Origin of the sequence: Sulfuricella denitrificans skB26 (assembly GCF_000297055.2) — a bacterium.
In the GTDB taxonomy this organism is placed as follows: domain Bacteria; phylum Pseudomonadota; class Gammaproteobacteria; order Burkholderiales; family Sulfuricellaceae; genus Sulfuricella; species Sulfuricella denitrificans.
The window spans coordinates 1833078-1858126 of sequence record NC_022357.1; the positions used below are offsets into that span (position 1 = coordinate 1833078).

Consider the following 25049-nt stretch of genomic DNA (forward strand, 5'->3'; position numbering starts at 1 on the left):
TCTGTCACTCAAATTTCCCGCTGCGCAACGCTTGGGCTTCAGGCGAATCGGGAAAGGATTTTCTCAGTTGCAGACCATAACTGGCTTCATCGCTGCGGTTGCCAAGCCTGCGTTCGATGCGCATCCCCAGCCACAGGCTTTCCGGGGTCGGAGCGGCTATCTGGAAAAACTGATTAATAAATTTTCTGGACTCGCTGTAGTTTCCACGCGTCAAGTTAATATCGGCCAGGTTGAATAGCGCCTGGGGCTGACGGGGTTGCAGCTTGATCGCTTTCAGCAGAAATTCCTCAGCTTCGACATCGTCATTTTTCTTGCGCGCACAAATCCCGGCGTTGAGATAAGACTTCTCAGGTGTGGCGTACAGGGGATTCTTGAGCGCCGCCATGAAATACCGGATGGAATCGTCGATCTTGCCGCGCTGACAAAGAAACCAACCGTAATTGTTGTTGGTGTCGGAATCGTTGCTGCTCAGGCTGAGCGATCGGCGGAAGTTCTCTTCCGCCTTGTCATTCTCCCGCAGCGTCATGTAAACCAGGCCCAACATGTTGTAGGCAGATGCAAAGCTGGAATCCGCCCGGATCGCCAAATTCAGCTCCTCCAGCGCCACACCTAACTGACCGGCACTAAAATAGGCAGCACCCAGATCGGTATGGACCTGGGCACGCTGGCGGGCATCGGACTGCTCTTCCGCAGATGCGTAACCACCTGCCAGAAAGCCGGCCCCGAGCACCATCAGAAATAGAAGTTGCTTCAGATTTTTCTTCAGATTTTGTTCCCCGCTCATGCAGCTACCTCGTCAATCACCCTAGCGTCCCCTGAATCATGTCGGTGGCCGGCAGAAATCGCGGCCGGAACCTGCTCCCTGCTCATGCAGCTACCTCAATTTTTATCGTGCGCCTGGTTTTATCTTGCACCTTACCGGCTAGCTGGCCACAGGCGGCGTCGATATCATCACCGCGAGTCTTGCGCGTCGTCACCACGCGTCCGGCTTCGATCAAAATCGCCCCAAAACGCCGAATGACATCGGCGGACGAACGTTTGTATTCAGAATCCGGGAACGGATTGAACGGGATCAGGTTGAACTTGCACGGCACGTCACGCGTCAAGGCGACCAGCTCACGCGCATGCGCGGGGCTATCGTTGACACCTTCCAGCATGACGTATTCGAAAGTAATAAAATCCCGTGGTGCATCGACGACGTAACGGCGGCAGGCCGCCATCAGCTCACTCAACGGGTATTTTTTGTTGATCGGTACCAGTATGTCGCGCAGTGCGTCGTTCGGCGCATGTAGCGAAACAGCCAGAGCCACCGGACACTGCTCGCGCAACCGATCCATGGCGGGAACGATGCCGGAAGTGCTGACCGTCACACGACGGCGCGATAGACCATAGGCATTGTCGTCCAGCATCAGGCGCAACGCGGTCACCATATTGTCGAAATTGAGCAGGGGCTCGCCCATGCCCATCAGCACCACGTTGCTGATCACTCGTTCATTGCGCGGCGTACATCCCAGCGCCTTGTTAGCCCACCACAACTGGCCGATGATCTCGGCCACGCTGAGATTACGGTTAAAACCCTGTTTCCCGGTAGAGCAAAAACTGCATTCCAGCGCGCAGCCCACCTGTGAGGACACGCACAGCGTACCGCGATCCCCCTCGGGAATAAACACGGTTTCAACACCCTGCCCCGCACCCACGTCGAGCAGCCACTTGCGTGTGCTATCGTCGGAAATCTGCTCCTGGATCAAGCGAGGCGGCTCTACGATTGCCAGCCCGCCCAGCTTCTCCCGCAGCACCTTGGACAGATCACTCATCCGGGAGAAATCGCTTTCCCCGAACTGATGCATCCAGCGCAGTAGCTGCTTGGCGCGGAACGGCTTTTCGCCGCTTTCCGCGAAGAAAACAGCAAGCTTCTCTTGGTCGAAGTCGAGCAGGTTGACGGCCATTAACTTGAATAGACTTCCATCGAAGGGAAGAAATAGGCGATCTCAATCTTGGCATTATCCAGGCTATCGGATCCGTGTACCGCGTTGGCATCGATGCTCTCGGCGAAGTCGGCGCGAATAGTACCCTTGTCGGCCTTCTTCGGGTCGGTGGCGCCCATCAGTTCGCGGTTCTTGGCTACAGCGCTCTCGCCTTCCAGCGCCTGCACCATCACCGGGCCGGACATCATGAATTCGACCAGATCCTTGAAGAAAGGACGCTCGCGATGAACCGCATAGAAGCCTTCGGCTTCGGAACGGCTCAGATGAATCATGCGCGAGGCGACGATTTTCAGGCCATTGCTTTCGAAGCGGGAATAAATTTTGCCGATCACGTTTTTTGCCACTGCGTCGGGTTTGATAATTGAGAGGGTACGTTCAACAGCCATTCTTTTTCTCCAGAGTTGCTTTAATTTAAAACGTGTAAAAATACCACATTTACCACTTAAAATAAACGTCTTATGCGACCTTGGCCCCATGCGCTGTTGCGGCCGGAGATATCGTGCTACCATGCAACGCAGCCGGATTTTCCATTAAAACAAGGACAATACCATGCCGGAGCAACCGTCACTCGACGAACAAAACGAGATCAAGAAACGCGCCATCCGACGCGTTATTGTCGCTTCCGTCCTAGTGGCAGCCGCTATCGCAGCGCTCACCGTCCTGACCCGCTACAAATCGGAAACGCCCGTCACCCGAACAACTACACAAGGGACCGCGCTTCCTCCCGTTGCGCAACTCGAACCCGCGGCGCCGGCCCCGGAAGAAATGGCCGCACCGCCGACCACAACGCCAGAGCAAGAAGTTCAACCCGCTACGCCACCTCCACCTCCTGAGGTAGTGAACGCACCCACGCCTGCCTCTTCTGCCGAAACGGCGCCAAAATCCGCCAGACCAACCCCCGTCAGACCCGGCGCTGAAGCCGAAGTTTCCGCCCGACCCGCCCCGGCAAAACCTGCTGCCACACAACCTCAAACAGTTGCACGTACCCCCCAGGAAATGCAGCCAGCGCAACCTGCAAAAACCACCTCAGAAAAAATCACGTCTCCCACCGAGCACGCGCCCAAGGGTTATACCGTGCAGCTCGGCGTCTTCTCCAACCCGACCAATGCCCTCCAGCTGCAAGAAAAACTGGCCCAGCACGGCATCAAGTCCTACACCGAAACCAAACTCAACGTCGGCCCGTTCCAGAACAAGGCCGAAGCCGACCAGGCACTGGCGAAAATCCGTTCGATGGGCGTCAGCGCCGTGGTGGTGCCGATTCGGTAAATCCAGCTATGTGGCAATATACGTTGAAAATCGCACTCACTGCGGCTATCGTTGTGGCCATATCCGAAATCGCCAAGCGCAACTCGTTCTGGGCTGCAGCACTGGCATCATTGCCGCTTACCTCACTGCTTGCACTCATATGGCTCTATGTCGAAACCGGCGACACCCAGAAGGTCACCGCACTTGCGCAAGGCATTTTCTGGCTGGTTATTCCATCGCTGCTGCTGTTCGTTCTGCTCCCTCTACTCTTGCGGGCCGGTTGGGGTTTCTGGAGCAGCCTCGGCACCTCCTCAGTGGCTACTGCCGCTGCCTATTTCGGCATGGCATGGATACTGGAACGACTTCACATCAATACCTAGCCGTCAAAACCCCATCAGCAGCAACCACATCGGTAGCGTCACCATCGCCAGCAGCGTAGTCACCATCACCTGGGCGGCGCTGATGCTGCCATCCCCGCCCATGCGCATCGCCAGCACGTAAGACACTGTCGAGACCGGCAGCGCGGCCATCAGTACAGCGATATGGAAATACACTCCGGTCAGACCGAAAACCGATGCCAGCCCCCAGGCAATGGCGGGCAGTACCAGCAATTTCACAAGCACGCCATACCACAGGGTTCTCCGATAGCGGTTCAAACTCTGTAGCTTCAAGCCGGCGCCGACGGCGATCAGCCCCATCGGCAATGAAGCCTGGGAAAGGAGTGCGATGGGGCGCTGCAACAAATCCGGCAAATGCAACCCCGCCAGGCTGAAGAAAATTCCTCCCGCAGTGGCCATGATCAGTGGATTGAACAGGATTTCCTTCAGCCAGTGACCCTCGCCATGGCGCGCCAGCGCCCATACCGCGGCCACATTGGCCATCGGCACCAGAAAACCCATCAGCAATCCGATCGCCGCCAGCCCATCCTGGCCATGAATCGCCCCCGCCACTGCCAATCCCACGTAGCTGTTGAAGCGGAAGGACGACTGGAAAGATGCTGCAAATACTTTGGGGGGGGCATGGAATAGATATTTGGCAACGTAACCTAGAGCCATGCCGGCCAGCATGTAAAGGATAGCCACCTCCAGCATCGGGGTGGCTGCCCCCAGATCGATCTGAAAACCGGACAGGGAATGGAACAGCAGTGCGGGGAAAAACACGTAGTAAATCAGCCGGTCCAGTTGCGGCCAGAAATCGTCGCTCAAACGGAACCACCGGCGCAGCCCGTAGCCGAGCAGGATCAAGGCGAAAATGGGAAAGATGGCCTGCGCTACAGACATGTTGCCTCAACAAGGTTGCATAGCGGTTAAGCAAGAACGCCCCGCAAGCAGGCGGGGCGTTGCACGAAGAAAAAACGGCTTATTTATACAGCAGATTCGGCAACCACATGGATATCTCCGGCACGTAGGTGATCAGGCCGAGATAGAGCAGCATGACCCCCACCCAGGGCAGCGTCGCGATCGAAACCTCGGTCAGCCCCATCTTTGCCAAATGGCTGGCGACAAACAGGTTTAAGCCCACCGGTGGATGGATCATGCCGATTTCCATGTTTACCACCATGATGATGCCGAGATGGATCGGGTCGATGCCCAGGGTTTTGGCAATCGGCAGGAACAGCGGCGCCAGGATCAGAACGATGGAACTGGGTTCCATGAACTGCCCCGCTGCGATCAAGGCGAGGTTCACCACCAGCAGGAACATCCAGGGTTCCAAATTCTGAGCCACCACCCAGGCAGACATCGACTGTGGGATCTGTTCCGTAGTCATCAGGAAGGAGAACAGGATGGCATTGGTGATGATATAGAGCAGCATGGCGCTGGTATTGGCCGCACTCAGCAGCACCTTGGGAACTTCTTTCCACTTCAGGTCACGGTAAATAAGCATCGCAGCCAGGAAAGCGTAGACCGCCGCAACCGCCGCCGCCTCGGTCGGGGTAAAAATGCCGCCGTAGATACCGCCGATGATGATAACCACGAGGAACATTCCCCACCAAGCATCCCTGAACGACTCCCATAGCTCCTTGGCCGTGGGTTTAGGCTGGGTCGGAAAGTTGTGCCGTTTGGCCTGGACATACACCAGCGACATCATGATGAGCGCGAGCAGGAAGCCCGGCACGATACCGGCAATGAACATCTTGCCGGCGCTCTCGCTGGTGGCAACCGCATAGATGATCATCACGATTGAGGGCGGGATGAGGATGCCCAGCGAGCCTGAAGTCGCAATTACGCCGACGGCGAAGCGCTTCGGATAGCCTGCAGCCACCATGGCGGGCAGCATCACCGAACCGATCGCCATTACCGTGGCCGGGCTGGAACCGGAGATCGTGGCAAAAAAGGCGCTCGCCAGCACCGCGGCCATTGCCATGCCACCCGGCATCCAGCCCACCACATTGTTGGCGAAGCGAATGATGCGCTTGGCTATCTTTCCGTCAATCAGAAACTGTCCGGAAAGTACGAAGAACGGCACCGCCATGATGGCATAGCTCTCCAGACCGGTGAACAGGCGCTGCGAGATGATGTTGACGGTGTCCATCGAAAACGTTGAAAAACCAAGCAGGAACGTCAGCACAGTCATGCCGAGCGCAATAGAAATGGGCGTACCCGTAATAAGCAGCAGCAACAGGATGGATATGATGATCAGAAAGGTCATGACCGCACCTCCTGCTCGTGAATTACGTCGATTTCACGATCTTCCTCTTCGCCGTAAGTATGGGTATGGATATGGCCGCTACGGAAGAAAAGCATCATCGCCTGGATGAAACGGTAGCACATCAGGCCGGAACCGAAAGGAATGGCCAGATAGATGATCCACATCGGCCATTCCAGGTCTGGTGAAATCTGACCAGTACCATAGATAAAGATCACCCAGCGCCCACCAAAAAAGGCAATCACGCCAGTAAAAATCACACCCAGCGACATGGCGGCGATAATCAGCAAGCGCCTGATCGAAGGGCGCACCGCATTAACCACGAAATCCACGCCGATATGAATGCCGGTACGCACACCATAGGCAGCGCCGAATTTCGCCATCCAGATAAACAGGTAGATGGTGAGTTCCTGCGCCCAACTGATGCCGGAGCCACCCAGATAGCGCATCATCACAGCGCTGAACGTAACCAGCGTGGCAGCGGCCATGAAGGTGATGATCAGGGTTTCTTCGAGACGATCCAGAATACGGTTAATCATATCGGCGTCGCTTTAATTATGATGATGCCAGGCAAAAAACCCCGGCTCAGAGCCGGGGCAGTCGAAAAAAGCAATCTGCTTATTTCTTGACCAACTCTTTTTCGACTTGGCTGGCTGTGCTGTACACCGCCTGGATGATGTCCTTGCCAATCACGTCCTCGAACTCCTTATGCACCGGCAGCAATGCCTTGTACCAATCAAGCCTTTCCTTGGGCGACTGATAGTGGATATCCGTGGTTTTGGCTGCTTTTACCTTGGCAAGCGCTTCGTCGTTTTCCTGCTGGGCAATATCACGCTCGAAAGCGGTCGTTTCCTTCATCGCCGACTCCAGAGCCGTGCGGACGTCGACCGGCAGGCCTTCCCAGAATTTTTTGTTGACCACCACCGCGTAGCCCAGATAGTTATGCTGAGAAATCGTCATATATTTCTGCACCTCATTCATCTTTTGGGTGTAGAAGTTGGACACGGGGTTCTCGGTGCCATCCACCACGCCCTGCTGCAGGCCAGTGTATACCTCGCTGAACGCCATCACCTGCGGGTTCGCGCCGAGCGCTTTCATTGTCGCATCAAGCACCTTTGACGACTGAATACGCATCTTCAGTCCCTTGAAGTCCGCCACATTGATCAACGGTCTATTCGCGCTCATCTGCTTGAAACCGTTATCCCAGAAGGTCAATCCCATAACGCCCTTGGATTCCAGCTTGGCGAACAACTTTTTGCCGACATCACCGTCCATGACGCGGTACAGGGTTTCCTTATTTGGGAAGATGTAGGGCAGGTCGAACACTTCGAATTCGCGTGCGCCCATCGGCCCGAATTTGGAAAGCGACGGTGCCAGCATCTGTACCGCACCAATCTGCAAGGCTTCTATTTCTTCGCGGTCCTTGTAGAGTTGGCTATTGGGATAGATTTCAACCTTGACCTTGCCTTTGGTCTTTTCCTCCGCCAGTTGCTTGAATTTCTCTGCCGCGCGACCCTTGGGTGTGTCGGGAGCCACCACATGACTGAACTTGATGACGATTTCGCCTGCGGCATTGGCAAGCGTGCTGACCCCGAGGGCTAGAATAAACATCATTGCTGTGCGAATTTTCATGTGACTTCTCCAAAATCAAGGTGTTCAACCAAAATTGGCAACTACGTCCAGGAAACTCTATCTTATATAAGAGACACAAGCACCATACTATATTGCCCTCTCGAGCTTTACAATCACGCCGGGCTCACCTTCCTGTACCCGGTAATCGCAATCCACCCCAACACCGGGCACGAATACCAGTTTTTCCCCACTAAACAGCAACGGCAGTCGTTGCCGTTGCCAGGGAGGAATTCCTGCCTCCTGCAACAGATTTTTCAAACTGCGCGTAGGCCTGAGGCAATTCGGGCGCAAACGCTCTCCACCCTGGCGCAATCTGATCGTAACCGGTGCGGAAGTCAGTCTGGCCAGACTCAAGCCCTGCCCTGTTGTCCACTCAAACACCAACCGGCCTCCCATTCTTGGCAAATCCAGCACATCCTGATGCGACCAGATTAATACCGGTTCCGGCAATGGCGCAAGTAACTTTTTCTTGCCCTCTGGCAATTCCCTCGCCCCACTCACTGTAGGGCAAGTAGCAGAGGGTTCAAGATACACCTCCCCACGATAGCGCCGGATCACAGCACCTCCCAGGGAAATGCGAATCTGAGCATCATCACGGGCACTGCATAGTTGTTGCAGCAGGTTTTCCAACCGCCCAGCAGAAGGCATGGAAATCCCTAACTCTGCCAGCCAGTAGCGCAACAGGTTCCGGGCACGCGCCCCAGACAGGCTGCGCAAAGCATCCACCCGCAAATTGCCATTGATCACGGCAATCGCGGCATCCAGCCGAGCCAGGTCGTCAGCCAGCTGCGCGCTTTCTGCCAAGTTCCGGCTGGCACGGGAAAAGGTTACACGGTACCCGGGAAAGCGCTTCTCCAGTTCGGGCATAACACGGTGGCGCAGGTAATTGCGGTCGTAGGAAATATCAGCATTGCTCTCGTCCTCGACCCATTGCAACTTGTGCAGTGCCGCATAATCGAGAATCAAGCGCCGCGGCACATCGAGCAGAGGGCGCAAGAAGCCAGTCCTGAGTTCCGCGCCCTGAGTCCTGATCTCACCCATGGCGCTCAGGCCCTTCGCTCCAGCGCCACGCAGCAACTGGAGCAGCAGCGTTTCCGCCTGATCATCAAGATGTTGCGCCAGCACGATAAAATCAGCCTGCTGTTCAGCAAACACCTGATAGCGGGCGTCTCGCGCCAGCGCCTCCAGGCTCTCACCCGGTTGGCGCTTGAGATCGACCTTAACGACTTGCAAAGGAATGTTGTACCCGTCGCACAAGCGAGCGCAAAACTCGGCCCAATCAGCCGCATTCGGGCTGATCTGATGGTTGACGTAAATAGCGGAAAGGGGGAAATGCAGACTGGTGCGAAGTTGTACAAGGATGTCGAGCAGGACCACGGAATCCGCCCCGCCGCTCAGGGCCAGCATCAGATGCCGGCCCGGCTGAACCCAACTTTTTAGCTTGGCTTCGACAAACGCGGGCAGATCACTTGGCAGCAGTTTCTTTGAACTTGCCATAGCCCATCAGGCGCTCGAAACGCGATTTGAGCAGATCGTCCAGCGACTGGTCCTGAAGCTGGCGCAGGCTTTCCTGCAAGGCTTTTTTCAGGTTTTGCATGACCACGTCCGGGTCACGGTGAGCGCCGCCGAGCGGCTCGTTCACGATCTTGTCGACCAGGCCGAGGGTTTTAAGGCGGACAGCAGTAATCCCCAGCGTTTCTGCGGCTTCCGGTGCTTTGCTCGCGCTCTTCCACAGAATCGAAGCGCAGCCCTCAGGAGAAATCACGGAATAGCTCGAATATTGCAGCATCAGCGTCACATCGCCGACGCCGATGGCCAGCGCACCGCCAGAGCCGCCTTCGCCGATGATGGCGCAGATGATCGGGGTTCTGAGTTCGGCCATGACATACAGGTTACGCGCAATCGCCTCGGACTGGCCGCGTTCTTCCGCACCGATGCCGGGGTAAGCGCCCGGCGTATCGATGAAGGTCATGATTGGCAGTCCGAATTTCTCTGCCTGGCGCATCAAACGCATCGCCTTGCGGTAGCCTTCTGGCCGTGGCATGCCGAAATTGCGGTAAATTTTTTCCTTGGTATCGCGACCCTTCTGCTGGCCAATGACCATCACCGGCTGCCCATTGAAGCGCGCCAGGCCACCCACAATGGCCGGATCATCGGAGAAGGCGCGGTCGCCGTGCAATTCTTCGAAATCGGTAAAAATATTTTGAATGTAGTCGAGCGTGTATGGCCGCTGCGGGTGCCGGGAAACCTGGGAAATCTGCCAAGAGGAAAGCTTGGCGTAAAGGTCCTTGGTCAGCGTATTGTTCTTTTTCTGTAGCCGTCCGATTTCCTCGGAGATATCTACGGCGGAGTCATCCTGCACGAAGCGGAGCTCCTCGATCCTGGCCTCAAGTTCTGCGATCGGCTGTTCAAAATCAAGAAAAGTGGTTTTCATAAGCAGGCAGTTTCAAATTCATGAAAGCGTAATGATACAGGATTTCATGCCCGCCTAAACAGGTCTGACTCAACCTTCCCTCAGGGTATAATCGCCACCATGCCCAACATAGCCTCCCGCCCCTACTCACAACCTGACGCCAGCCGCCTTGCTGCAAGCGGCCTTCATCCGGTACTCGCCCGCATCTACGCAGCCCGTGGCATTCAGGAAATACGTCAGCTCGAACACGAGTTGGGCGCCCTGCTCCCTTACACAGACATGAAAAACATCGGGGAAATGGCGCGCCTGCTGGCGGATGCGTTAGAGGCCGACAAGCGTTTACTGATCATCGCCGATTACGATTCCGATGGCGCCACGGCCTGCACCGTGGCAATGCGTGGCCTGCGCGAATTCGGCGCAACAGTAGACTACCTCGTCCCGAATCGCTTCGAATACGGCTATGGGTTGACGCCAGAAATCGTTCAGTTAGCGGAGGCACGCAAGCCCGACATCCTCATTACTGTAGACAACGGCATCAGCAGCGTAGCTGGGGTCGAAGAGGCCAACCGACTGGGCATGCAGGTGCTGGTCACCGACCACCATCTGCCTGGCGACGAGTTGCCGGATGCCGCCTGCATCGTCAACCCGAACCAGCCTGGATGCGACTTTCCCAGCAAGAACCTGGCCGGCGTGGGCGTCATCTTCTACGTCATGCTGGCGTTACGTGCAGAGTTGAGGAATCGGGGAGCGTACACCACCAAGCCCGAACCCAATCTGGCCAGGCTGCTCGATCTGGTAGCGCTAGGCACGGTGGCTGACGTGGTGAAACTGGACGATAACAACCGCATCCTGGTGCACCAGGGACTCAAGCGCATCTGTGCCGGTCGAGCCTGCTCAGGCATCAATGCATTACTGAAAGTAGCCAGTAGAAAAGCTGAAAAAGCTTCGACTTACGACCTCGGTTTTGTCGTCGGCCCCCGCCTGAATGCTGCCGGACGCCTGGATGACATGGCGCTGGGAATCGAATGCCTGCTCACCGAAAACGAGGAACAAGCTTACTCCATAGCGCAACAGCTCGACACCCTCAACCGCGAGCGGCGCGAAATCGAGGCGGACATGCAGGAACAAGCTCTAGCCGCGCTGGAGCAGGTTGAGGTGAGTGAAAACCACTCGCTCAGCCTGTACGACCCGAACTGGCACCAGGGCGTGATCGGCATCCTTGCCTCTCGACTCAAGGACAAATACCATCGCCCGGTGATCGCCTTCGCCCGTAGCAACAACGGCGAGTTAAAAGGCTCCGGCCGATCTATCCGCGGCCTGCACCTGCGCGATGCACTCGACCTGGTCGCCAAACGGAAACCCCACCTGCTGCAAAAATTCGGCGGTCACGCCTTCGCCGCCGGGTTGACCATCCAGGAAAATCATTTCGAGGAATTCACCGCCGCTTTCGAAGAAATCGCCCAGTCCCTGCTCACCCCGGCCGACCTGGAACGCATCATCGAAAGCGACGGCAGTCTGGAAACCCCAGCCATGAATCTGCATCTGGCCAAAACCCTGACGGAGCAGGTATGGGGGCAGGGCTTTCCGCAACCGGCTTTCCAGGAGAAATTTGCAGTTAAAAGCCAGCGGGTAGTAGGCGAAAAACACTTGCGACTCAAGCTCGGCAAGGCCGACCAGGTTTTCGACGGCATCCTGTTTTTTCACAATGAGCCGCTGCCTGACTGGATCAACGCTGTTTACCGGCTGGACGTGAACGAATACAACGGCTCCCAAAGCCTGCAATTGATGATCGAATATTGGGAAGAAGCCAGTAAAGGGTAAGAGGTGAACGGATATTTTCCATCAATTCCTCGATGATGATTTCCCGGCCGGCAACAAGCTGCCCACCCCATACAGCAGAACGCAAGAATTTCAGAGCAACCTATGACACCTATTTCGTGGATTTCGAAACTACTGTTCAGCTTTCCAGTTGTTTTTCTGGCCCTGGCGCCATACCCAGTTCTGGCCGGGGACGGCGAATCCAGCCTGTGCGATGAGAGCCCCCCCGGCATCAAGGCGCTCGCACGGCACCCCGATCTCTACAATTTCTATTTCGAGAACGACCTGTTCGACGGCACCGACAATGGCTACACCAATGGCGTCAAGTTTTCCTGGGTTTCGGCCAACCTCAAGGACTATACCCACGACCCCTGTCTGCCGCACTGGGTACGACAGCTGAATCAGATCTTCGAAACCCTGCATCCGGGCAGATACACCTCGCGCAACATGGTGGTTACGGGAGGACAATCGATGTTCACCCCGCGCGACCGCTACCGAACCGACCCGATCCTCAACGACCGGCCCTATGCCGGCTGGCTCTACCTGGGGCTGGGCTACAATGCCCGTAATGCGCGTCAGATGGACACGGTCGAAATCAACCTCGGCGTGGTCGGTCCAGCCGCGCTGGCGCGGCAAAACCAGGAATTCGTCCATGACCTGCGCGGCATCCCCCGTTCGAGGCTGGCGCAATCAGCTCCACAACGAATTCGGCTTCCAGCTTGTCGCCGAACGCAAAAACAGGGTCTGGAACGAAAGCGGTGCAGGCCTTCAGTTCGATGCCATCACCCACTACGGCGCCAGCCTCGGCAATATCCGCACCTATCTCAACACCGGCCTGGAGTTAAGGGCCGGCAGCCGCATCCCGAACGATTTCGGCACCTCTCCGATACGCCCCGCCGGCGACAGCAACGCCCCGCTTGAAGGCCCTGTCACCCGCCGGTTTTCGGATGGCGGGCTGCATGCCTTTCTCTCGGCCGACGCCCGCGCTGTCGCTCATGACATTTTCCTTGACGGCAACACCTTTTCCAGCAGCCACCACGTCGACAAAAAAAACTTCGTAGGCGATCTGGCCACCGGCATCGCCTGGCAATGGCAGGGTGGTAAAATCACCTACGCGCGCTACATCCGCAGCAAGGAATTCACCACCCAGGAAAGCATGCACGCCTTCGGCTCGATCACGCTCAGCCTTGAGTATTGAAATGCAATGTTTCATAAATTAAACATCCTGCCTATTATTAAATAGGCAGGGTTGCACTAGTGCAATCTGAACCGGCAGTTTATTTATAGAGTCACATGAGTATCGACATCTTTCGCATCATTCGATGGAAACCCGCCCCCGGAGGCCGGACGGTTTTGTATGCCTCCACCTTGGCCACGATCATTGGCGCGACCTGGGTGCACTACAAACTCGGCCAGCACTACCATATCGATATGTTCTTCCTGCTGCCGGTCATCCTTATGAGCTGGTACGGCGGCAGAAAAGCCGGCAATCTGCTCAGCCTACTCAGCGTGGCTGGCTGGATGATTGTGGATATGGGCATATTGCATGACTCCCCATTCTGGGCGGAATTCATTAATAACATCTTTCGCTTCAGCGTGCTCCTGATCGTGGTCCAGATAGCCAGTCGCCTGCGCATCGCGCTCGACCGCGAGCACGAGATGGCGCGACAAGACAACCTCACCCGCCTTCCCAACCGGCGTGCCTTCTACGAGATGGGAGAGGTCGAGACGGAACGTTCCCGGCGCTATGATCGCCCCTTCACCGCCATATTTTTCGACCTCGACAACTTCAAGACCGTCAACGATACCAAGGGGCATGGCGAAGGTGACCGCCTGCTGAAAACCGTCGCGGAGATTCTCCACTCCCGCCTGCGCACCACCGATATCTGCGGACGACTGGGCGGCGATGAATTCGCCGTGCTGCTGCCGGAAACGGGCGAAGAAGCCGCCGCGAGTTTTGCCGCCGAACTGCGCGCCCGTCTGATAGAAGCCATGGAACGTCATAGCTGGCCAGTCACCTTCAGCATCGGCGTCGCAACCTTCAACACCACACCCGATAGCCTTGATCAGCTGATCAAGAATGCCGACACACTGATGTACACCGTCAAGCAGGATGGCAAAAACGCCATCCGGCAAGAAGTGTATTAACGTAAAAGCCCTTAACCACAGGACTCGCAGGGCGGATTAGAATCCTGTGTCAACTGAGCAAGCCGCCCTCGTTGAATACCCTCTTCAAAACGTTCCATACCTCACCTATAACCCCTCCCCCGCCTCCCCATGTATAATTCCCGCTTTGACTCACACGAGCAACGAATCATGGAAGCCGAACAACTCAACGCCATCGCCAACCGGCTCGAAAACCTTTCCGTACGGGCCACTGACCTGCGGAGGTATCTTTGACTACGATAGCAAACAGGAACGCCTGACTGAAGTCGTCCAGCTGCTGGAAAACCCGGCGGTCTGGGATGACGCCAAGCGTGCCCAGGAACTGGGCAAGGAACGCCGTACCCTGGAAGGGATCGTCGATACGCTGAAAAATCTCGACCAGAGCCTGCACGACAGCGCCGACCTGTTCGAGATGGCGAAGGAAGAAGGCGACGACGCCACTCTGGAGAGTGTCGCAGCGGATGCGGAAGCGCTGGAGAAAACCGTGGCGGAAATGGAATTCCGCCGTATGTTCTCTCACCCGATGGACCCCAACAACTGCTTTATCGACATCCAGTCCGGCTCCGGCGGCACCGAGGCGCAGGACTGGGCCTCTATGCTGATGCGGATGTACGTGCGCTACTGCGAGCGCAAGGGCTTCAAGGTGGAAATCCTGGAGGAATCCGCAGGCGAGGTAGCGGGGCTCAAAAGCGCTACGCTCAAAATCAGCGGTGACTACGCGTTCGGCTACCTGCGCACCGAAACCGGCGTGCACCGCCTGGTGCGCAAATCCCCGTTCGACTCCGGCAACCGCCGCCACACCTCGTTTTCCAGCGTGTTCATCTACCCTGAAGTGGACGACTCGATCGAGGTCGAGATCAACCCTGCCGATCTGCGCATCGACACCTTCCGCGCTTCGGGCGCGGGCGGCCAGCACATCAACAAGACCGACTCGGCGATCCGCATCACTCACCTGCCGACCAACGTCGTGGTGCAGTGCCAGAACGACCGCTCGCAGCACAAGAATCGCGCCGAGGCGATGAGCATGCTGAAAGCCCGGCTGTACGAGCTGGAACTCAGAAAGCGCAACGAGGAAAAGCAGGCGATGGAAGACACCAAGACCGATATTGGCTGGGGCCACCAGATCCGCTCTTATGTGCTGGATCAGTCGCGTATCAAGGATTTGCGCACCAATTACGAAGTCGGCAACACCCAGGGGGTGCTCGACGGTGACCTCCTCGACGACTTCATCAGCGCCAGTTTGAAGCAAGGGGTGTGACACGCCACGCCAACCAGAACACGCTGACTAATTACTGTTTTTACGTTAGGCTTTAATCACTTGCCTGTTAAAGGAGCGAGAAAATGGCACTCAAACAAGAGATTGATCAGGCGATCGAAGATCATGCCGCATGGAAGGCGCGTTTCCGTGATTTTATCAATGGAAAAATCGAACTCGACGCCGCAACGGTGGGAAAGGAAAACCTTTGCCAGTTCGGCCAGTGGATCGAGAAAGAAGGGGAAAGGATGCTGCTGCCGAAGGAGGTTCACGATGAGATCTTCAGCCTCCACGCTGAATTCCACCGGGTCGCCGGCACCGTCGTTGCGAAGAAAAACAAGGGTGATATCCAGGGTGCACAGCAGGACCTCGCCTCGAAAGGCGCATTCGGCCGGGCCAGCAATGCATTAATGCAACGCATGCTCAAGATCAAGCTCTGATTCATTTAATCATGCTCCTCCTCGGCCAAGCAAAGCCTCGCCGTTAATTTTTTTACCCAAGATTGCCATCATGACCCAAGAACAAATTAGCCCACCCCAGGACGAAAACCAGCTCATCGCCGAGCGCCGTGACAAGCTGAAGAAGCTGCGCGAAACAGGCATCGCCTTCCCCAATGACTTCGACCGCAAGGATGTGGCGGGTGATTTGCTGGCGGCTCATGGCAACAAGGACAAGGAAGCGCTGGAAGCGGAAAACGTCAGCGTCGCCCTCGCCGGCCGCATGATGCTGAAGCGCGTGATGGGCAAGGCCAGTTTCGCCACGGTGCAGGACATGAGCGGCCGCATCCAGTTCTACATCAACGACGAGGGCGTCAGCGCCGAGACCCACGAGGCTTTCAAGCACTGGGACATGGGCGACATCATCGCCGCCAAAGGCACCCTGTTCAAGACCAACAAGGGCGAGCTGTCGGTGCGCGTTTACGAACTGCGCCTGCTGACCAAATCCCTGCGTCCGCTGCCGGAAAAATTCCACGGCCTGACCGACCAGGAAGCGAAATATCGTCAGCGCTACCTCGACATGATCACCAATGAGGAAACCCGCAAGACCTTTATCGTGCGCACCAGGATCATCCAGTCGATCCGCACTTTCCTGGTGGATCGCGGCTACCTCGAAGTGGAAACGCCGATGATGCATCCCATCCCCGGCGGCGCCTCGGCCAAACCCTTCACCACCCACCATAACGCGCTGGACATGGAGCTGTTTCTGCGCATCGCACCTGAGCTCTACCTCAAGCGCCTGGTCGTGGGCGGCTTTGAAAAGGTGTTCGAGATCAACCGCAACTTCAGGAATGAGGGCCTCTCCACCCGCCACAATCCTGAATTCACCATGATCGAATTCTACGAAGCGTACCGGGATTACCGTTACATGATGGACCTGACCGAAGAAATGTTCCGCGAAACCGCCAAGGCCGTGCTCGGCCATGCGGTGGTGCAGTACCAGGGTCACACCATCAATCTGGCCCAGCCCTTCGACCGCCTCACCATCACCGAGTCGATCCACAAATACCATCCGGGGCGCTTCAGCGACGAACAGCTCAACGACCGCGCCTTCCTGAAAGCGCAGCTGGAAAAAATGGGTGCCGATCATCACCCTACCGATGGCGTCGGCGGGCTGCAATTGAGCCTGTTCGAGGAAACCACCGAACAGATGCTGATCCAGCCGACCTTCATCATCGACTATCCGGCCGAAGTCTCGCCGCTGGCGCGCAGCAACGATGCCGCCCCCGGCATTACCGAGCGCTTTGAGCTGTTCATCGTCGGTCGCGAGATCGCCAACGGCTTCTCCGAGCTGAACGACCCGGAAGATCAGGCAGAGCGTTTCATGGCGCAGGTACGACAGAAGGAAGCGGGAGATGCCGAAGCGATGCACTACGACGCCGACTACATCCGCGCTCTGGAATACGGCCTGCCACCCACTGCCGGCGAGGGCATCGGGATTGATCGTCTGGTCATGCTACTAACCGACAGCCCGAGTATCCGCGACGTGATCCTGTTCCCGCAGATGCGGAAGGAAGATTGATTTAAGTCGCAACCGGCTATAGGGCGTTCTTCTGGACGCCCTTTTTTATTACCTACATTTAATATCCAGACATAACTTACAAACGTTATGCTAAGTGAGCGCCAATAATAATGCTTGCTTGTCGACACCCATTCGACTATTCATAAATAATCGACGCACTGATTTTTACTACTACCTGGAGAATTTAGTCATGACAGAACCCACCAGCAAAACCAGCCCCTTCGTCATTGCCGCATCCATCGCGGTGATCATCGCCAGCATCGTGGGAGTAGGCTCCATGACCGGGCTGATTCCTGGCCGGAACGCTCAAACTGAAGTACCGCCCGTGGCAAGTGTACCTGCCGAAACAGACAAAACCGCTGGCGACGTCACAACGTCGCCCCAGCCCGCCATGATGGCTAAAACCGACACTGCAGAGGAAAAGACCAGCAAACCCGACGCCCCGGAAAAAATCACCGCCAAACCGGTTCGTAAGGCTGCCGTCGCAAAGCCTGCCGCCAAGGCAGCAGCAAGCGAGGAGAGCCCTAAAAAAGTACAGGCTCCGACGTGCGACAACTGCGGCGTCATTGCCTCCATCCGCACTATCGAGCAGGCTGGCGAAGGCAGCGGCCTGGGAGCGATTGCAGGCGGCGTGGTGGGTGGACTGCTGGGACACCAGGTCGGCGGGGGCACCGGCAAGGATATCGCCACCATCGCCGGCGCAGTCGGCGGTGGCTATGCCGGCCACCAGGTCGAGAAGAAGGTCAAATCCACCAAGCACTACGAAATCAGCGTAAGCATGGATGATGGTAGCTACCGCACCATGACACAGGACATCTCACCGGCATTTGCCATCGGTGACAAGGTAAAGATCATCGACGGCGCAATAGTTCGCAACTAGTCCATTCCGGGGAAGGGGAATCAATTGGATGATGTAGAATCTAATCGATATGCCCTCCTCTTCCCAACAGCACATCGAGCTACCCATCGCCGGCATGACCTGCGCGGCATGTTCTGCGCGCCTCGAAAAAAATCTCAACAAACTGCCCGGTGTAAAAGCCGCAGTCAACCTCGCCAGCGAAAAAGCCCACATCGAATTCGATTCGACGCAGGCCTCGCCAGCCGATCTGGTGAAAGCCATCCAGAAAACCGGTTTTTCCGTACCCGATCAAGAGGTAGTGCTGGAACTGGAAGGCATGACTTGCGCCGCCTGCGCCACACGCATCGAAAAGGTGTTGAACAAGATCGAGGATGTCAGCGCCACGGTCAATTTCGCCACGGAAAAAGCCCGAATCCGCGTTGCCCCGGGCGCGGCCACGCTGGATACGCTGATCGCCGCAGTGGCCAAGGCCGGCTACGCCGCCCACGAATCGATCGGCACCAGCCGCGAAGAGGAAAAGCAGCGGCGTGCCGCCGCGTACCAGAAGGAACTGCGCATATTCTGGATTGCCGCGGCGCTGACATTGCCGCTGGTGGCCCAGATGGGCGCGATGTTTCTCGGTCACCACGAAGATGTTCTGCCACGCTGGCTGCAGTGGGCGCTCGCCACGCCAGTGCAATTCTGGGCCGGCAAGCGCTTCTATGTCGGCGCCTGGCACGCCCTGCGCGGGGGCGGCGCCAACATGGACGTACTGGTGGCGCTCGGCACCAGCATGGCCTACCTCCTCAGCGCTGTTGTCACCTTGTTCGGTCTGGATCAGCATGTTTATTTCGAGGCCGCTGCAGCCGTCATCACCCTGGTGCTGATGGGCAAGCTGCTGGAAGCGCGCGCCAAGGCGGGTACCTCGGCGGCGATCGAGGAACTCGTCAAGCTCCAGCCGAAGACCGCACGCATCGAACGCGACGGTGAAATCATCGAGGTCGATGCCGCCAGCCTGAAGCTGGACGACATCTTCATCGTGCGCGCCGGCGAAAGCATCCCGGTCGACGGCGAAGTGATCGAAGGCGACTCCAGCGTGGTGGAGGCCATGCTCACCGGCGAAAGCCTGCCGGTCGGCAAGCAAGCCGGCGCCAAGGTGTTCGCCGCCACTCAGAACCAGCAGGGCATGCTCAAATGCCGTGCCACCGGCGTCGGCAGCCACACCGTGCTGGCCGGTATCATCCGCCTGGTAGAACAGGCACAAGGCTCGAAAGCGCCGATCCAGCGCCTGGCAGATATTATTTCTGGCGTTTTCGTGCCGGTGGTGGTATCGATCAGCCTGGTCACCTTTTCCGCCTGGTGGCTGATCGGCGGCGAGTTCACTCCGGCCCTGATCAACGCCGTCGCGGTGCTGGTGATCGCCTGCCCATGCGCCCTCGGTCTGGCCACGCCCACCGCGATCATGGTCGGCACCGGCAATGGCGCCAAAGCCGGCATCCTGATCCGGAATGCAGAAGCGCTCGAGCGGGCCGGAAAAATCCGCACCCTGGTGGTAGACAAGACCGGCACCCTGACTCTCGGCAGCCCCACCGTCACCGATATCGTCCCTGCTGGTGGCAGCGATGAACACACGCTGCTCCGACTCGCCGCCACCCTGGAGCAAGGCTCGGAGCATCCTCTGGCCAAGGCGGTATTGTCCCAAGCCGCATCGACCGGCATTGCCCCGGCAGCTGTTACCCGCTTCGCCGCGCTCAGCGGCAAGGGTGTCAGCGGTGAAATCGACGGTGCTCCGTATTCCCTGGGCTCCCCTGCCCTTGCCGCCGAGCGCGGGCTGAACATTGATCAAACGACGGTTGCGCGCCTGCAGCAACAAGGCAAGACAGTGGTCGTACTGGCCAGCGAGAAAGCGGTGCTAGGCTACCTGGCCATTGCCGATGCGCTGCGCGACAGCTCGGTCGGTGCCGTGAAAAGATTGAAGGCAATGGGGGTCGAGGTGATCATGCTGACCGGTGACAATGCCGCCACCGCCGCCGCCATTGCGGTGCAAGCCGGCATCGATCGCTTTTTCGCGGAAGTGCTGCCACAGGACAAAGCCGCAGAAATCGACAAGCTCAAGGCACAAGGTCTTGTGGTCGGCATGGCGGGCGACGGCATCAACGATGCGCCAGCGCTGGTTGCGGCGGATGTCGGCTTTGCCGTCGGCAGCGGTACCGACGTGGCGATCGAGGCCGCCGACGTAACCCTGATGCGCAACGACCTGGCCAGCGTGGCCGATGCCATCGACCTGTCGCGCGCCACCCTGCGCAAGATCCGCCAGAACCTGTTTTTCGCCTTCATCTACAACGTGCTGGGCATCCCGCTGGCAGCCCTGGGCATGCTCAACCCGGTGATTGCCGGCGCGGCGATGGCGATGAGTTCAGTGTCGGTAGTGAGTAACTCGCTGCTGCTCAAGCGCTGGCGGGAAGGTCAGTAAGCAATGCGCTGTGTGGTTCCGGCTTGATCTGACAGCCTGCTGTCAGGCGCCGTTTTCTGCTGTTGCGTTCCAGTACCGGGTAGTCAGCGTTGATATTTATTCTGGATATCCTTGAGCTCCTCCCGCTGGATGTATTGCACCACCCAGCGCAATACCGCTGCATGCCAAATTGCGATGACCTCGTTTCTCTTTACCCTGAATCCATGTATAAGCACATGAGCTCGCCTCAGCCTCATCATAGGGGGCGCAGCAGAATGATCCTCTTGCTTTAGTTACATTTCAGTCTCTTTATCTGCCGGATACTGATTGTAGATCGCCACGAACTCATCGATATCGGCGAGGAAAATATCCACTAGCTGTGGATCAAAGTGTATGCCGCGCTGTTCACCAAACCATTTAACCACTTTCTCGAGTGACCAAGCCTCTTTATAAACACGTGATGAATAGAGCGCATCGAAGACGTCAGCCAGCGACACGATGCGACCAAAGATATGGATGTTTTCACCCGCCAACCCCTGCGGATAGCCGCTGCCATCCCACTTCTCCTGGTGCTGGTAAGCAATAATGCCGGCCGCAACCAGAGTGTCACGCTGCGAGTGCCGCAACATGGCGTAACCGATAGCAGGATGATTCATCATGATATGCCGCTCTTCATCGGTGAAGTGTCCGGGCTTCAGCAATACCTCATCGGGAATCCCAAGTTTGCCAATATCATGCAGTGGTGACGCAGCTGTGATTAACTCCACCTCTCTCGGCGTCAACGCCGCCTTCTGCGCCAGCAGCTGGCTGTAGAGCGAAACACGCCGGGTATGATTGGCGGTCTCCTTGGACCGCCTCTCTTCGATAACGCCCATGGTGTAGATGGTCTCTCGCAGCGTACTTTCGATTTCGTCATTGAGGGCGAGCAACTCCTCATTCTTTTTTTGCAGAATTTCCTGATGGGCAAGAATCTCTGTATTGAAGAGGTTAATCTCATCGGCAACATTGGAAAACTCGCGGCTATAAAATTGATCCGAACTCACCGGAAGATGCTGCTTGTAGGCCGTCATGGCGTGATCAATGAGCGTCTCCAGCGGTTGCTGAACATGATTCTTGATGGTGCGAGCGGTGTTCACGAGGATAAGAGCAAAAGTCACTATGGATAACGCCAGCAGACCCGCCATTATCCAGAGTGCATGATTGCGATACTCTTTAACGTCAAGCTCAATATCTACAGCACCAAGCACGGTCCCCTCAGTAACTTTATGGCAGGAGAGGCAGTTGAGTCCTCCCTGTTGTGATGCAATATAGGGAATGATGACGCGAACGGTTGGCTGGAGTGAAAACTCATTCAGGATGAATACCGGTTTTTTGGTATCAAAGGCCTGGTTGGCGATCGGATCTGTGACCCGCTCACTGGCCTTGCCCGGGCCAAACTGCTCCGTCACCACATCGCCACGAATAATGTTCAGGGATTTAACATGGTGCAGCTCTCGGATCTCATCCAGATAGTAGTCACGCCGATCCATAATGCGCGCCTTCATGTGGGAGGTCAGACCAGCCTTGACCAGCTCGGCATGCGCCAGCGCCTGATTCTCGATGGCCTGGGTAGAGAGAGAGCGGAAATTAAGGCCTGTAATCAGCAGCAATACCAATGCCAGAATCGACAGGACATTAACCAGACTTTTTACAGTGATGGTTTTTATACTCGGTTTTATTATCATCAACAACTGCCTCACGCTCAATGTCTGGAAGACATGTATCTCACATGCAGGCATTGTATTATCCAGAAGGGATAATTCGCATCCGGAAATTCAATGGTTGCGCACATCATAGAGCACAAGCAGAAGGTTTAGTAGCAGGTGCCGGAGGAATTTCTTGCTGTTTGATTACACTTGACGCACTCGACCCATGATTATCGGCGTAGCCGACGGCCTTCACTCCGTTGGTCAGAGGCACCATTCCGGTTCGCCCCCTCAAAATCGCGGCGCAGGCGCTGCCGCTCTTCCGGGTTCATATTCTGCCAGCGTTCGCGCAATATCTGGCGCCGTTGCTCGCGCTCTTCGGGTGAACTCTGCTGGCGCTGGTCGCGGAAGCGCTGCTTCATCGATTCTCGATCTTCCGGGTTCATATTCTGCCAGCGTTCGCGCAACGCCTGGCGCCGTTGCTCGCGCTCGCCCGGAGCGGTATTCTGCCGTTGTTCCTGGAAACGCTGGCGCAGTTCCTGCCGATTCGCAGCCCGTTCATCCGGGCTTATGTTCCTGAACTGCTCGGGCGGCATCGAGCCGGGACCTGACGGCGGCTCAGCAAAAGCCGGCTGGCACAATGTCATAAAGGCCGCAGCAGCGGCCAGCAATCCATAACGAGCGGAAAACATCACATCTCCTTAGCTGCAAGCACGCGCCACCTCACAAGGTGGCGCGGCACGGTTTCTAGCTTTGCCCTGCACCGCCACCAGCATTTCGGCGATGTTCGCGGAAGCGCTCCTTCATCGCCTCGCGTTGCTCAGGGCTCATGTTTTCCATGCGCTTGCGCATTTCCCCCCTTTTCGCTTCACGCTCTTCCGGGCTCATATTCTGCTGGCGTTCGCGGAAACGCTGCTTCATTGCCTCGCGCTGCTCGGGACTCATGTTTTCCACGCGTTTGCGCCTTGCATCCTGTTTTGTAGCCCGTTCCTCCGGGCTCATCTTTTGCCACTGCTCACGCCTTTGTTCGCGCGCAACCTGGCGCTCCTCCAGGTTCATGGTTTTGGACTGTTCCACAACGGAAGCAGGTCCGGCTGGCGGCTCATCCGCACTGACAGCCTGCCCCAGTGACAAAAGGGTTACAGTGATGGCCAGCAGGCCGATTCTATTTATCCTGTTCATAATTCTACCTTTCAATGGTTACAGTGCGCCAACTTGGCAAGTTTGGTGCGATGAGTGATTAGCGACGCTCTGCGTCATGTTTCTCGTTGTAAATATCCTTGCTGACGACATTCAGGTCCTGCTGCAAATCCTTGCGCTCGGTTTTGGTCAGGACACCGTCGGATTTGTACTGACGCTCCTCTTGGCGGACAGACCGCTGTTCTGTACCAAGCTGCCTGGCTTCACCGCGAGTCAACTCACCGGAACGAACACCTTGCTGGATACGTTCGCGCTGGTTCACCTGGCGCGCATTCACGCCGGGGTCACGCACTGCGCCGGCGGTACCAGACTGGCCATCATGCTTCTCAGCGTAGATATGGCGGCTGGCACGGTTCTGGTCATGACGAAGATCGGCGCGCTCGGCTTTGGTCACTACACCATCGCTACGGTATTCGCGGGCTTCATTGCGGATCTGCCGCTGTTCGTGGTTGAGCCTGGCTGCTTCATGGCGATTCAACTGGCCGGAGTTCACACCCTGTTCGATACGCTGATGCTGGTTGTGCATGCGTTGGCTGCTGCCTTCAGCCAGCACAGACCCGGCTGCCATGGCAAAAACACCCAGGCCGACGATAGTCACAAAAGTTTTTTTATCGAAGTTCATGATAATCTCCCTGTTCAATAATGAATTTGGTTGTTTGACCTACGCCCAGTTTGCTTCAGACGTTGGGGCCATCGTAGGGGGTAGATGTAAACAAGCTATGCACAAATTGCCGGAATTTGTAACAAATTATTAACAGCCAGATTTTTGTAACAATTCCTCACAATTCATCCTGCTTTGCAAGTTAAGATAGCGCCATGACTTCTGCTGCCCGCATTCTTCTCATCGACGACGACGCCCGCATCCGCGAACTGTTGTTGCGCTACCTCACCGAACAGGGTTTCGATGTTAAGGCCGCGGCCGATGGTCGGGAAATGGCCCAACTGCTCGATCGCGGCCGCTTCGACGTGTGGGTACTGGACCTCATGCTGCCGGGCGAGGATGGTCTGTCCATCCTGCGCCGCGCCCGCGGCACCGGCGAAAACACACCGGTGATCCTGCTCACCGCCAAGGGTGACGAAATCGACCGCATCGTCGGGCTGGAAATGGGCGCCGATGATTATCTGGCCAAGCCGTTCAACCCGCGCGAACTGGTGGCGCGCATCAATGCCATCCTGCGTCGTCAGCGCATTGCGCTGCCGGGCGCACCGGATTCATCGGCGGGCACGGTCAACTTCGGCTCCTGCCACCTCGATCTCGGCACCCGCACACTGACCCGTGACGGCAAATCAGTATCGCTCACCACCGGCGAATTTTCGCTGCTGAAAGTGCTGGTCAACCACCCGCGCCAGCCACTTTCCCGCGACCGGTTGATGGAACTGGCACGGGGACGCGACCACGAAGCCTTCGACCGGACCATCGACGTGCAGATATCGCGCCTGCGCAAGCAGGTCGAACCCGATGCCGCTAAACCTCGCTACATCCAGACGGTATGGGGCCACGGCTACGTGTTTGTGCCGGACGACGGCGAAACATGAGGCTGGTCCCGCGCAGCCTCGGCGTCCGCGCTTTTCTGCTGATCGCACTACTGATCGTGACATCGCTGGTGGCCAGCGCCCTGCTGCTTCGCCAGGCTGAGCGCGAGCCACGTGCATATCAACGGGCGCAGAGATCGCCTCGGTAGTAAATCTTACCCG

The 25049-nt window shown here is 57.0% G+C and carries 24 protein-coding genes and 1 pseudogene; 12 read left to right on the top strand and 13 right to left on the bottom strand.

What is annotated here, in order from left to right:
- Window positions 1-4 precede the first annotated feature (4 nt).
- The 3 genes from pilW to ndk all read right to left on the bottom strand — a co-directional run bounded on the left by pilW (window position 5) and on the right by ndk (window position 2371).
- Entirely contained in the window at window positions 5-784 is a 780-nt protein-coding gene (gene pilW / locus SCD_RS08965) for a type IV pilus biogenesis/stability protein PilW (protein WP_009204813.1), read from the bottom strand.
- An 82-nt stretch (window positions 785-866) separates the two neighbouring features.
- Entirely contained in the window at window positions 867-1946 is a 1080-nt protein-coding gene (gene rlmN / locus SCD_RS08970; protein ID WP_009204814.1) for a 23S rRNA (adenine(2503)-C(2))-methyltransferase RlmN, read from the bottom strand.
- Complete coding sequence (ndk, locus tag SCD_RS08975; RefSeq protein ID WP_009204815.1) at window positions 1946-2371, bottom strand: nucleoside-diphosphate kinase; 426 nt, start codon at window positions 2369-2371, stop codon at window positions 1946-1948. The genes rlmN and ndk overlap by 1 nt, the downstream gene beginning before the upstream one ends.
- Before the next feature lie 163 nt (window positions 2372-2534).
- Here ndk and SCD_RS16420 point away from each other — a divergent pair, with 163 nt between their 5' ends.
- Window positions 2535-3251 carry an SPOR domain-containing protein gene (locus tag SCD_RS16420; protein ID WP_023506921.1) on the top strand — a complete coding sequence of 239 codons (717 nt, stop codon included), beginning with the start codon at window positions 2535-2537 and terminating at the stop codon, window positions 3249-3251.
- Between the two features lie 8 nt (window positions 3252-3259).
- The gene (locus SCD_RS08985; protein ID WP_009204817.1) at window positions 3260-3610 is read left to right on the top strand and encodes a DUF3147 family protein; all 351 of its coding nucleotides are present in this window, start codon (window positions 3260-3262) and stop codon (window positions 3608-3610) included.
- 3 nt (window positions 3611-3613) lie between these two features.
- On the opposite strand, the gene SCD_RS08990 is transcribed toward SCD_RS08985, so the two are convergent.
- The 6 genes from SCD_RS08990 to SCD_RS09015 all read right to left on the bottom strand — a co-directional run bounded on the left by SCD_RS08990 (window position 3614) and on the right by SCD_RS09015 (window position 9942).
- Window positions 3614-4510, bottom strand: a complete 897-nt coding sequence (locus SCD_RS08990; RefSeq protein ID WP_009204818.1) for an AEC family transporter — start codon at window positions 4508-4510, stop codon at window positions 3614-3616.
- 79 nt (window positions 4511-4589) lie between these two features.
- Complete coding sequence (locus SCD_RS08995) at window positions 4590-5879, bottom strand: TRAP transporter large permease (RefSeq protein ID WP_009204819.1); 1290 nt, start codon at window positions 5877-5879, stop codon at window positions 4590-4592.
- Complete coding sequence (locus tag SCD_RS09000; RefSeq protein ID WP_009204820.1) at window positions 5876-6415, bottom strand: TRAP transporter small permease; 540 nt, start codon at window positions 6413-6415, stop codon at window positions 5876-5878. The genes SCD_RS08995 and SCD_RS09000 overlap by 4 nt, the downstream gene beginning before the upstream one ends.
- A gap of 79 nt (window positions 6416-6494) precedes the next feature.
- A complete protein-coding gene (locus SCD_RS09005; protein ID WP_009204821.1) occupies window positions 6495-7508 on the bottom strand; it encodes a TRAP transporter substrate-binding protein in 1014 nt (337 codons plus the stop codon).
- An 87-nt stretch (window positions 7509-7595) separates the two neighbouring features.
- Entirely contained in the window at window positions 7596-9005 is a 1410-nt protein-coding gene (gene tilS, locus SCD_RS09010; RefSeq protein WP_009204822.1) for a tRNA lysidine(34) synthetase TilS, read from the bottom strand.
- Window positions 8974-9942, bottom strand: a complete 969-nt coding sequence (locus SCD_RS09015) for an acetyl-CoA carboxylase carboxyltransferase subunit alpha (protein ID WP_009204823.1) — start codon at window positions 9940-9942, stop codon at window positions 8974-8976. Before SCD_RS09015 ends, tilS begins: the two co-directional genes overlap by 32 nt.
- A gap of 99 nt (window positions 9943-10041) precedes the next feature.
- On the opposite strand from SCD_RS09015, the gene recJ reads away from it, so the two are divergent.
- From recJ to SCD_RS09055, 8 genes and pseudogenes are all read left to right on the top strand, one after another.
- Complete coding sequence (recJ, locus tag SCD_RS09020; RefSeq protein WP_009204824.1) at window positions 10042-11742, top strand: single-stranded-DNA-specific exonuclease RecJ; 1701 nt, start codon at window positions 10042-10044, stop codon at window positions 11740-11742.
- Window positions 11743-11844: 102 nt separating this feature from the next.
- Window positions 11845-12937, top strand: a pseudogene (locus SCD_RS17115) (lipid A deacylase LpxR family protein).
- A 95-nt stretch (window positions 12938-13032) separates the two neighbouring features.
- A complete protein-coding gene (locus SCD_RS15705; RefSeq protein ID WP_009204827.1) occupies window positions 13033-13887 on the top strand; it encodes a GGDEF domain-containing protein in 855 nt (284 codons plus the stop codon).
- Between the two features lie 168 nt (window positions 13888-14055).
- A protein-coding gene (prfB, locus tag SCD_RS09035) for a peptide chain release factor 2 (RefSeq protein ID WP_148290763.1) occupies window positions 14056-15163 on the top strand; the annotation gives its coding sequence in 2 pieces (ribosomal slippage) (window positions 14056-14136 and window positions 14138-15163; 1107 coding nt in all).
- An 83-nt stretch (window positions 15164-15246) separates the two neighbouring features.
- Complete coding sequence (locus SCD_RS09040) at window positions 15247-15600, top strand: CZB domain-containing protein (protein WP_009204829.1); 354 nt, start codon at window positions 15247-15249, stop codon at window positions 15598-15600.
- Window positions 15601-15670: 70 nt separating this feature from the next.
- The gene (gene lysS / locus SCD_RS09045) at window positions 15671-17179 is read left to right on the top strand and encodes a lysine--tRNA ligase (RefSeq protein WP_009204830.1); all 1509 of its coding nucleotides are present in this window, start codon (window positions 15671-15673) and stop codon (window positions 17177-17179) included.
- 190 nt (window positions 17180-17369) lie between these two features.
- Entirely contained in the window at window positions 17370-18059 is a 690-nt protein-coding gene (locus SCD_RS09050) for a glycine zipper 2TM domain-containing protein (protein ID WP_009204831.1), read from the top strand.
- 49 nt (window positions 18060-18108) lie between these two features.
- On the top strand, window positions 18109-20490 hold the full coding sequence (locus tag SCD_RS09055; protein WP_009204832.1) for a heavy metal translocating P-type ATPase: 2382 nt from the start codon (window positions 18109-18111) through the stop codon (window positions 20488-20490).
- A gap of 272 nt (window positions 20491-20762) precedes the next feature.
- On the opposite strand, the gene SCD_RS15710 is transcribed toward SCD_RS09055, so the two are convergent.
- From SCD_RS15710 to SCD_RS09075, 4 genes are all read right to left on the bottom strand, one after another.
- Window positions 20763-22193 carry an HD-GYP domain-containing protein gene (locus SCD_RS15710; RefSeq protein WP_009204833.1) on the bottom strand — a complete coding sequence of 477 codons (1431 nt, stop codon included), beginning with the start codon at window positions 22191-22193 and terminating at the stop codon, window positions 20763-20765.
- Between the two features lie 191 nt (window positions 22194-22384).
- The gene (locus SCD_RS15715; protein WP_009204834.1) at window positions 22385-22846 is read right to left on the bottom strand and encodes a hypothetical protein; all 462 of its coding nucleotides are present in this window, start codon (window positions 22844-22846) and stop codon (window positions 22385-22387) included.
- 55 nt (window positions 22847-22901) lie between these two features.
- On the bottom strand, window positions 22902-23336 hold the full coding sequence (locus tag SCD_RS15720) for a DUF3106 domain-containing protein (RefSeq protein ID WP_009204835.1): 435 nt from the start codon (window positions 23334-23336) through the stop codon (window positions 22902-22904).
- A gap of 58 nt (window positions 23337-23394) precedes the next feature.
- Window positions 23395-23976 (bottom strand): hypothetical protein, encoded by a 582-nt coding sequence (locus SCD_RS09075; RefSeq protein ID WP_009204836.1) that lies wholly within the window; start codon window positions 23974-23976, stop codon window positions 23395-23397.
- A 194-nt stretch (window positions 23977-24170) separates the two neighbouring features.
- Between SCD_RS09075 and ompR the strand changes: the two genes are divergently transcribed.
- Both ompR and SCD_RS16550 read left to right on the top strand, forming a co-directional pair.
- Complete coding sequence (ompR, locus tag SCD_RS09080) at window positions 24171-24890, top strand: osmolarity response regulator transcription factor OmpR (RefSeq protein ID WP_009204837.1); 720 nt, start codon at window positions 24171-24173, stop codon at window positions 24888-24890.
- Complete coding sequence (locus SCD_RS16550) at window positions 24887-25036, top strand: hypothetical protein (RefSeq protein ID WP_154655465.1); 150 nt, start codon at window positions 24887-24889, stop codon at window positions 25034-25036. Before ompR ends, SCD_RS16550 begins: the two co-directional genes overlap by 4 nt.
- Window positions 25037-25049 lie beyond the last annotated feature (13 nt).

Excerpts from the sequence above, each read along its gene's own strand:
- SCD_RS08995 (WP_009204819.1), bottom strand. The coding sequence starts at position 5,879 with ATGACCTTTCTGATCATCATATCCATCCTGTTGCTGCTGCTTATTACG.
- SCD_RS16550 (WP_154655465.1), top strand. The coding sequence starts at position 24,887 with ATGAGGCTGGTCCCGCGCAGCCTCGGCGTCCGCGCTTTTCTGCTGATC.
- pilW (WP_009204813.1), bottom strand. The coding sequence starts at position 784 with ATGAGCGGGGAACAAAATCTGAAGAAAAATCTGAAGCAACTTCTATTT.
- ompR (WP_009204837.1), top strand. The coding sequence starts at position 24,171 with ATGACTTCTGCTGCCCGCATTCTTCTCATCGACGACGACGCCCGCATC.
- SCD_RS15710 (WP_009204833.1), bottom strand. The coding sequence starts at position 22,193 with ATGATAATAAAACCGAGTATAAAAACCATCACTGTAAAAAGTCTGGTT.
- SCD_RS09005 (WP_009204821.1), bottom strand. The coding sequence starts at position 7,508 with ATGAAAATTCGCACAGCAATGATGTTTATTCTAGCCCTCGGGGTCAGC.
- SCD_RS09075 (WP_009204836.1), bottom strand. The coding sequence starts at position 23,976 with ATGAACTTCGATAAAAAAACTTTTGTGACTATCGTCGGCCTGGGTGTT.
- SCD_RS16420 (WP_023506921.1), top strand. The coding sequence starts at position 2,535 with ATGCCGGAGCAACCGTCACTCGACGAACAAAACGAGATCAAGAAACGC.
- rlmN (WP_009204814.1), bottom strand. The coding sequence starts at position 1,946 with ATGGCCGTCAACCTGCTCGACTTCGACCAAGAGAAGCTTGCTGTTTTC.
- SCD_RS09050 (WP_009204831.1), top strand. The coding sequence starts at position 17,370 with ATGACAGAACCCACCAGCAAAACCAGCCCCTTCGTCATTGCCGCATCC.
- SCD_RS15715 (WP_009204834.1), bottom strand. The coding sequence starts at position 22,846 with ATGTTTTCCGCTCGTTATGGATTGCTGGCCGCTGCTGCGGCCTTTATG.
- recJ (WP_009204824.1), top strand. The coding sequence starts at position 10,042 with ATGCCCAACATAGCCTCCCGCCCCTACTCACAACCTGACGCCAGCCGC.
- SCD_RS15705 (WP_009204827.1), top strand. The coding sequence starts at position 13,033 with ATGAGTATCGACATCTTTCGCATCATTCGATGGAAACCCGCCCCCGGA.
- tilS (WP_009204822.1), bottom strand. The coding sequence starts at position 9,005 with ATGGCAAGTTCAAAGAAACTGCTGCCAAGTGATCTGCCCGCGTTTGTC.
- SCD_RS09015 (WP_009204823.1), bottom strand. The coding sequence starts at position 9,942 with ATGAAAACCACTTTTCTTGATTTTGAACAGCCGATCGCAGAACTTGAG.
- SCD_RS09040 (WP_009204829.1), top strand. The coding sequence starts at position 15,247 with ATGGCACTCAAACAAGAGATTGATCAGGCGATCGAAGATCATGCCGCA.
- SCD_RS15720 (WP_009204835.1), bottom strand. The coding sequence starts at position 23,336 with ATGAACAGGATAAATAGAATCGGCCTGCTGGCCATCACTGTAACCCTT.
- SCD_RS08990 (WP_009204818.1), bottom strand. The coding sequence starts at position 4,510 with ATGTCTGTAGCGCAGGCCATCTTTCCCATTTTCGCCTTGATCCTGCTC.
- SCD_RS09000 (WP_009204820.1), bottom strand. The coding sequence starts at position 6,415 with ATGATTAACCGTATTCTGGATCGTCTCGAAGAAACCCTGATCATCACC.
- ndk (WP_009204815.1), bottom strand. The coding sequence starts at position 2,371 with ATGGCTGTTGAACGTACCCTCTCAATTATCAAACCCGACGCAGTGGCA.
- SCD_RS09055 (WP_009204832.1), top strand. The coding sequence starts at position 18,109 with ATGCCCTCCTCTTCCCAACAGCACATCGAGCTACCCATCGCCGGCATG.
- SCD_RS08985 (WP_009204817.1), top strand. The coding sequence starts at position 3,260 with ATGTGGCAATATACGTTGAAAATCGCACTCACTGCGGCTATCGTTGTG.
- lysS (WP_009204830.1), top strand. The coding sequence starts at position 15,671 with ATGACCCAAGAACAAATTAGCCCACCCCAGGACGAAAACCAGCTCATC.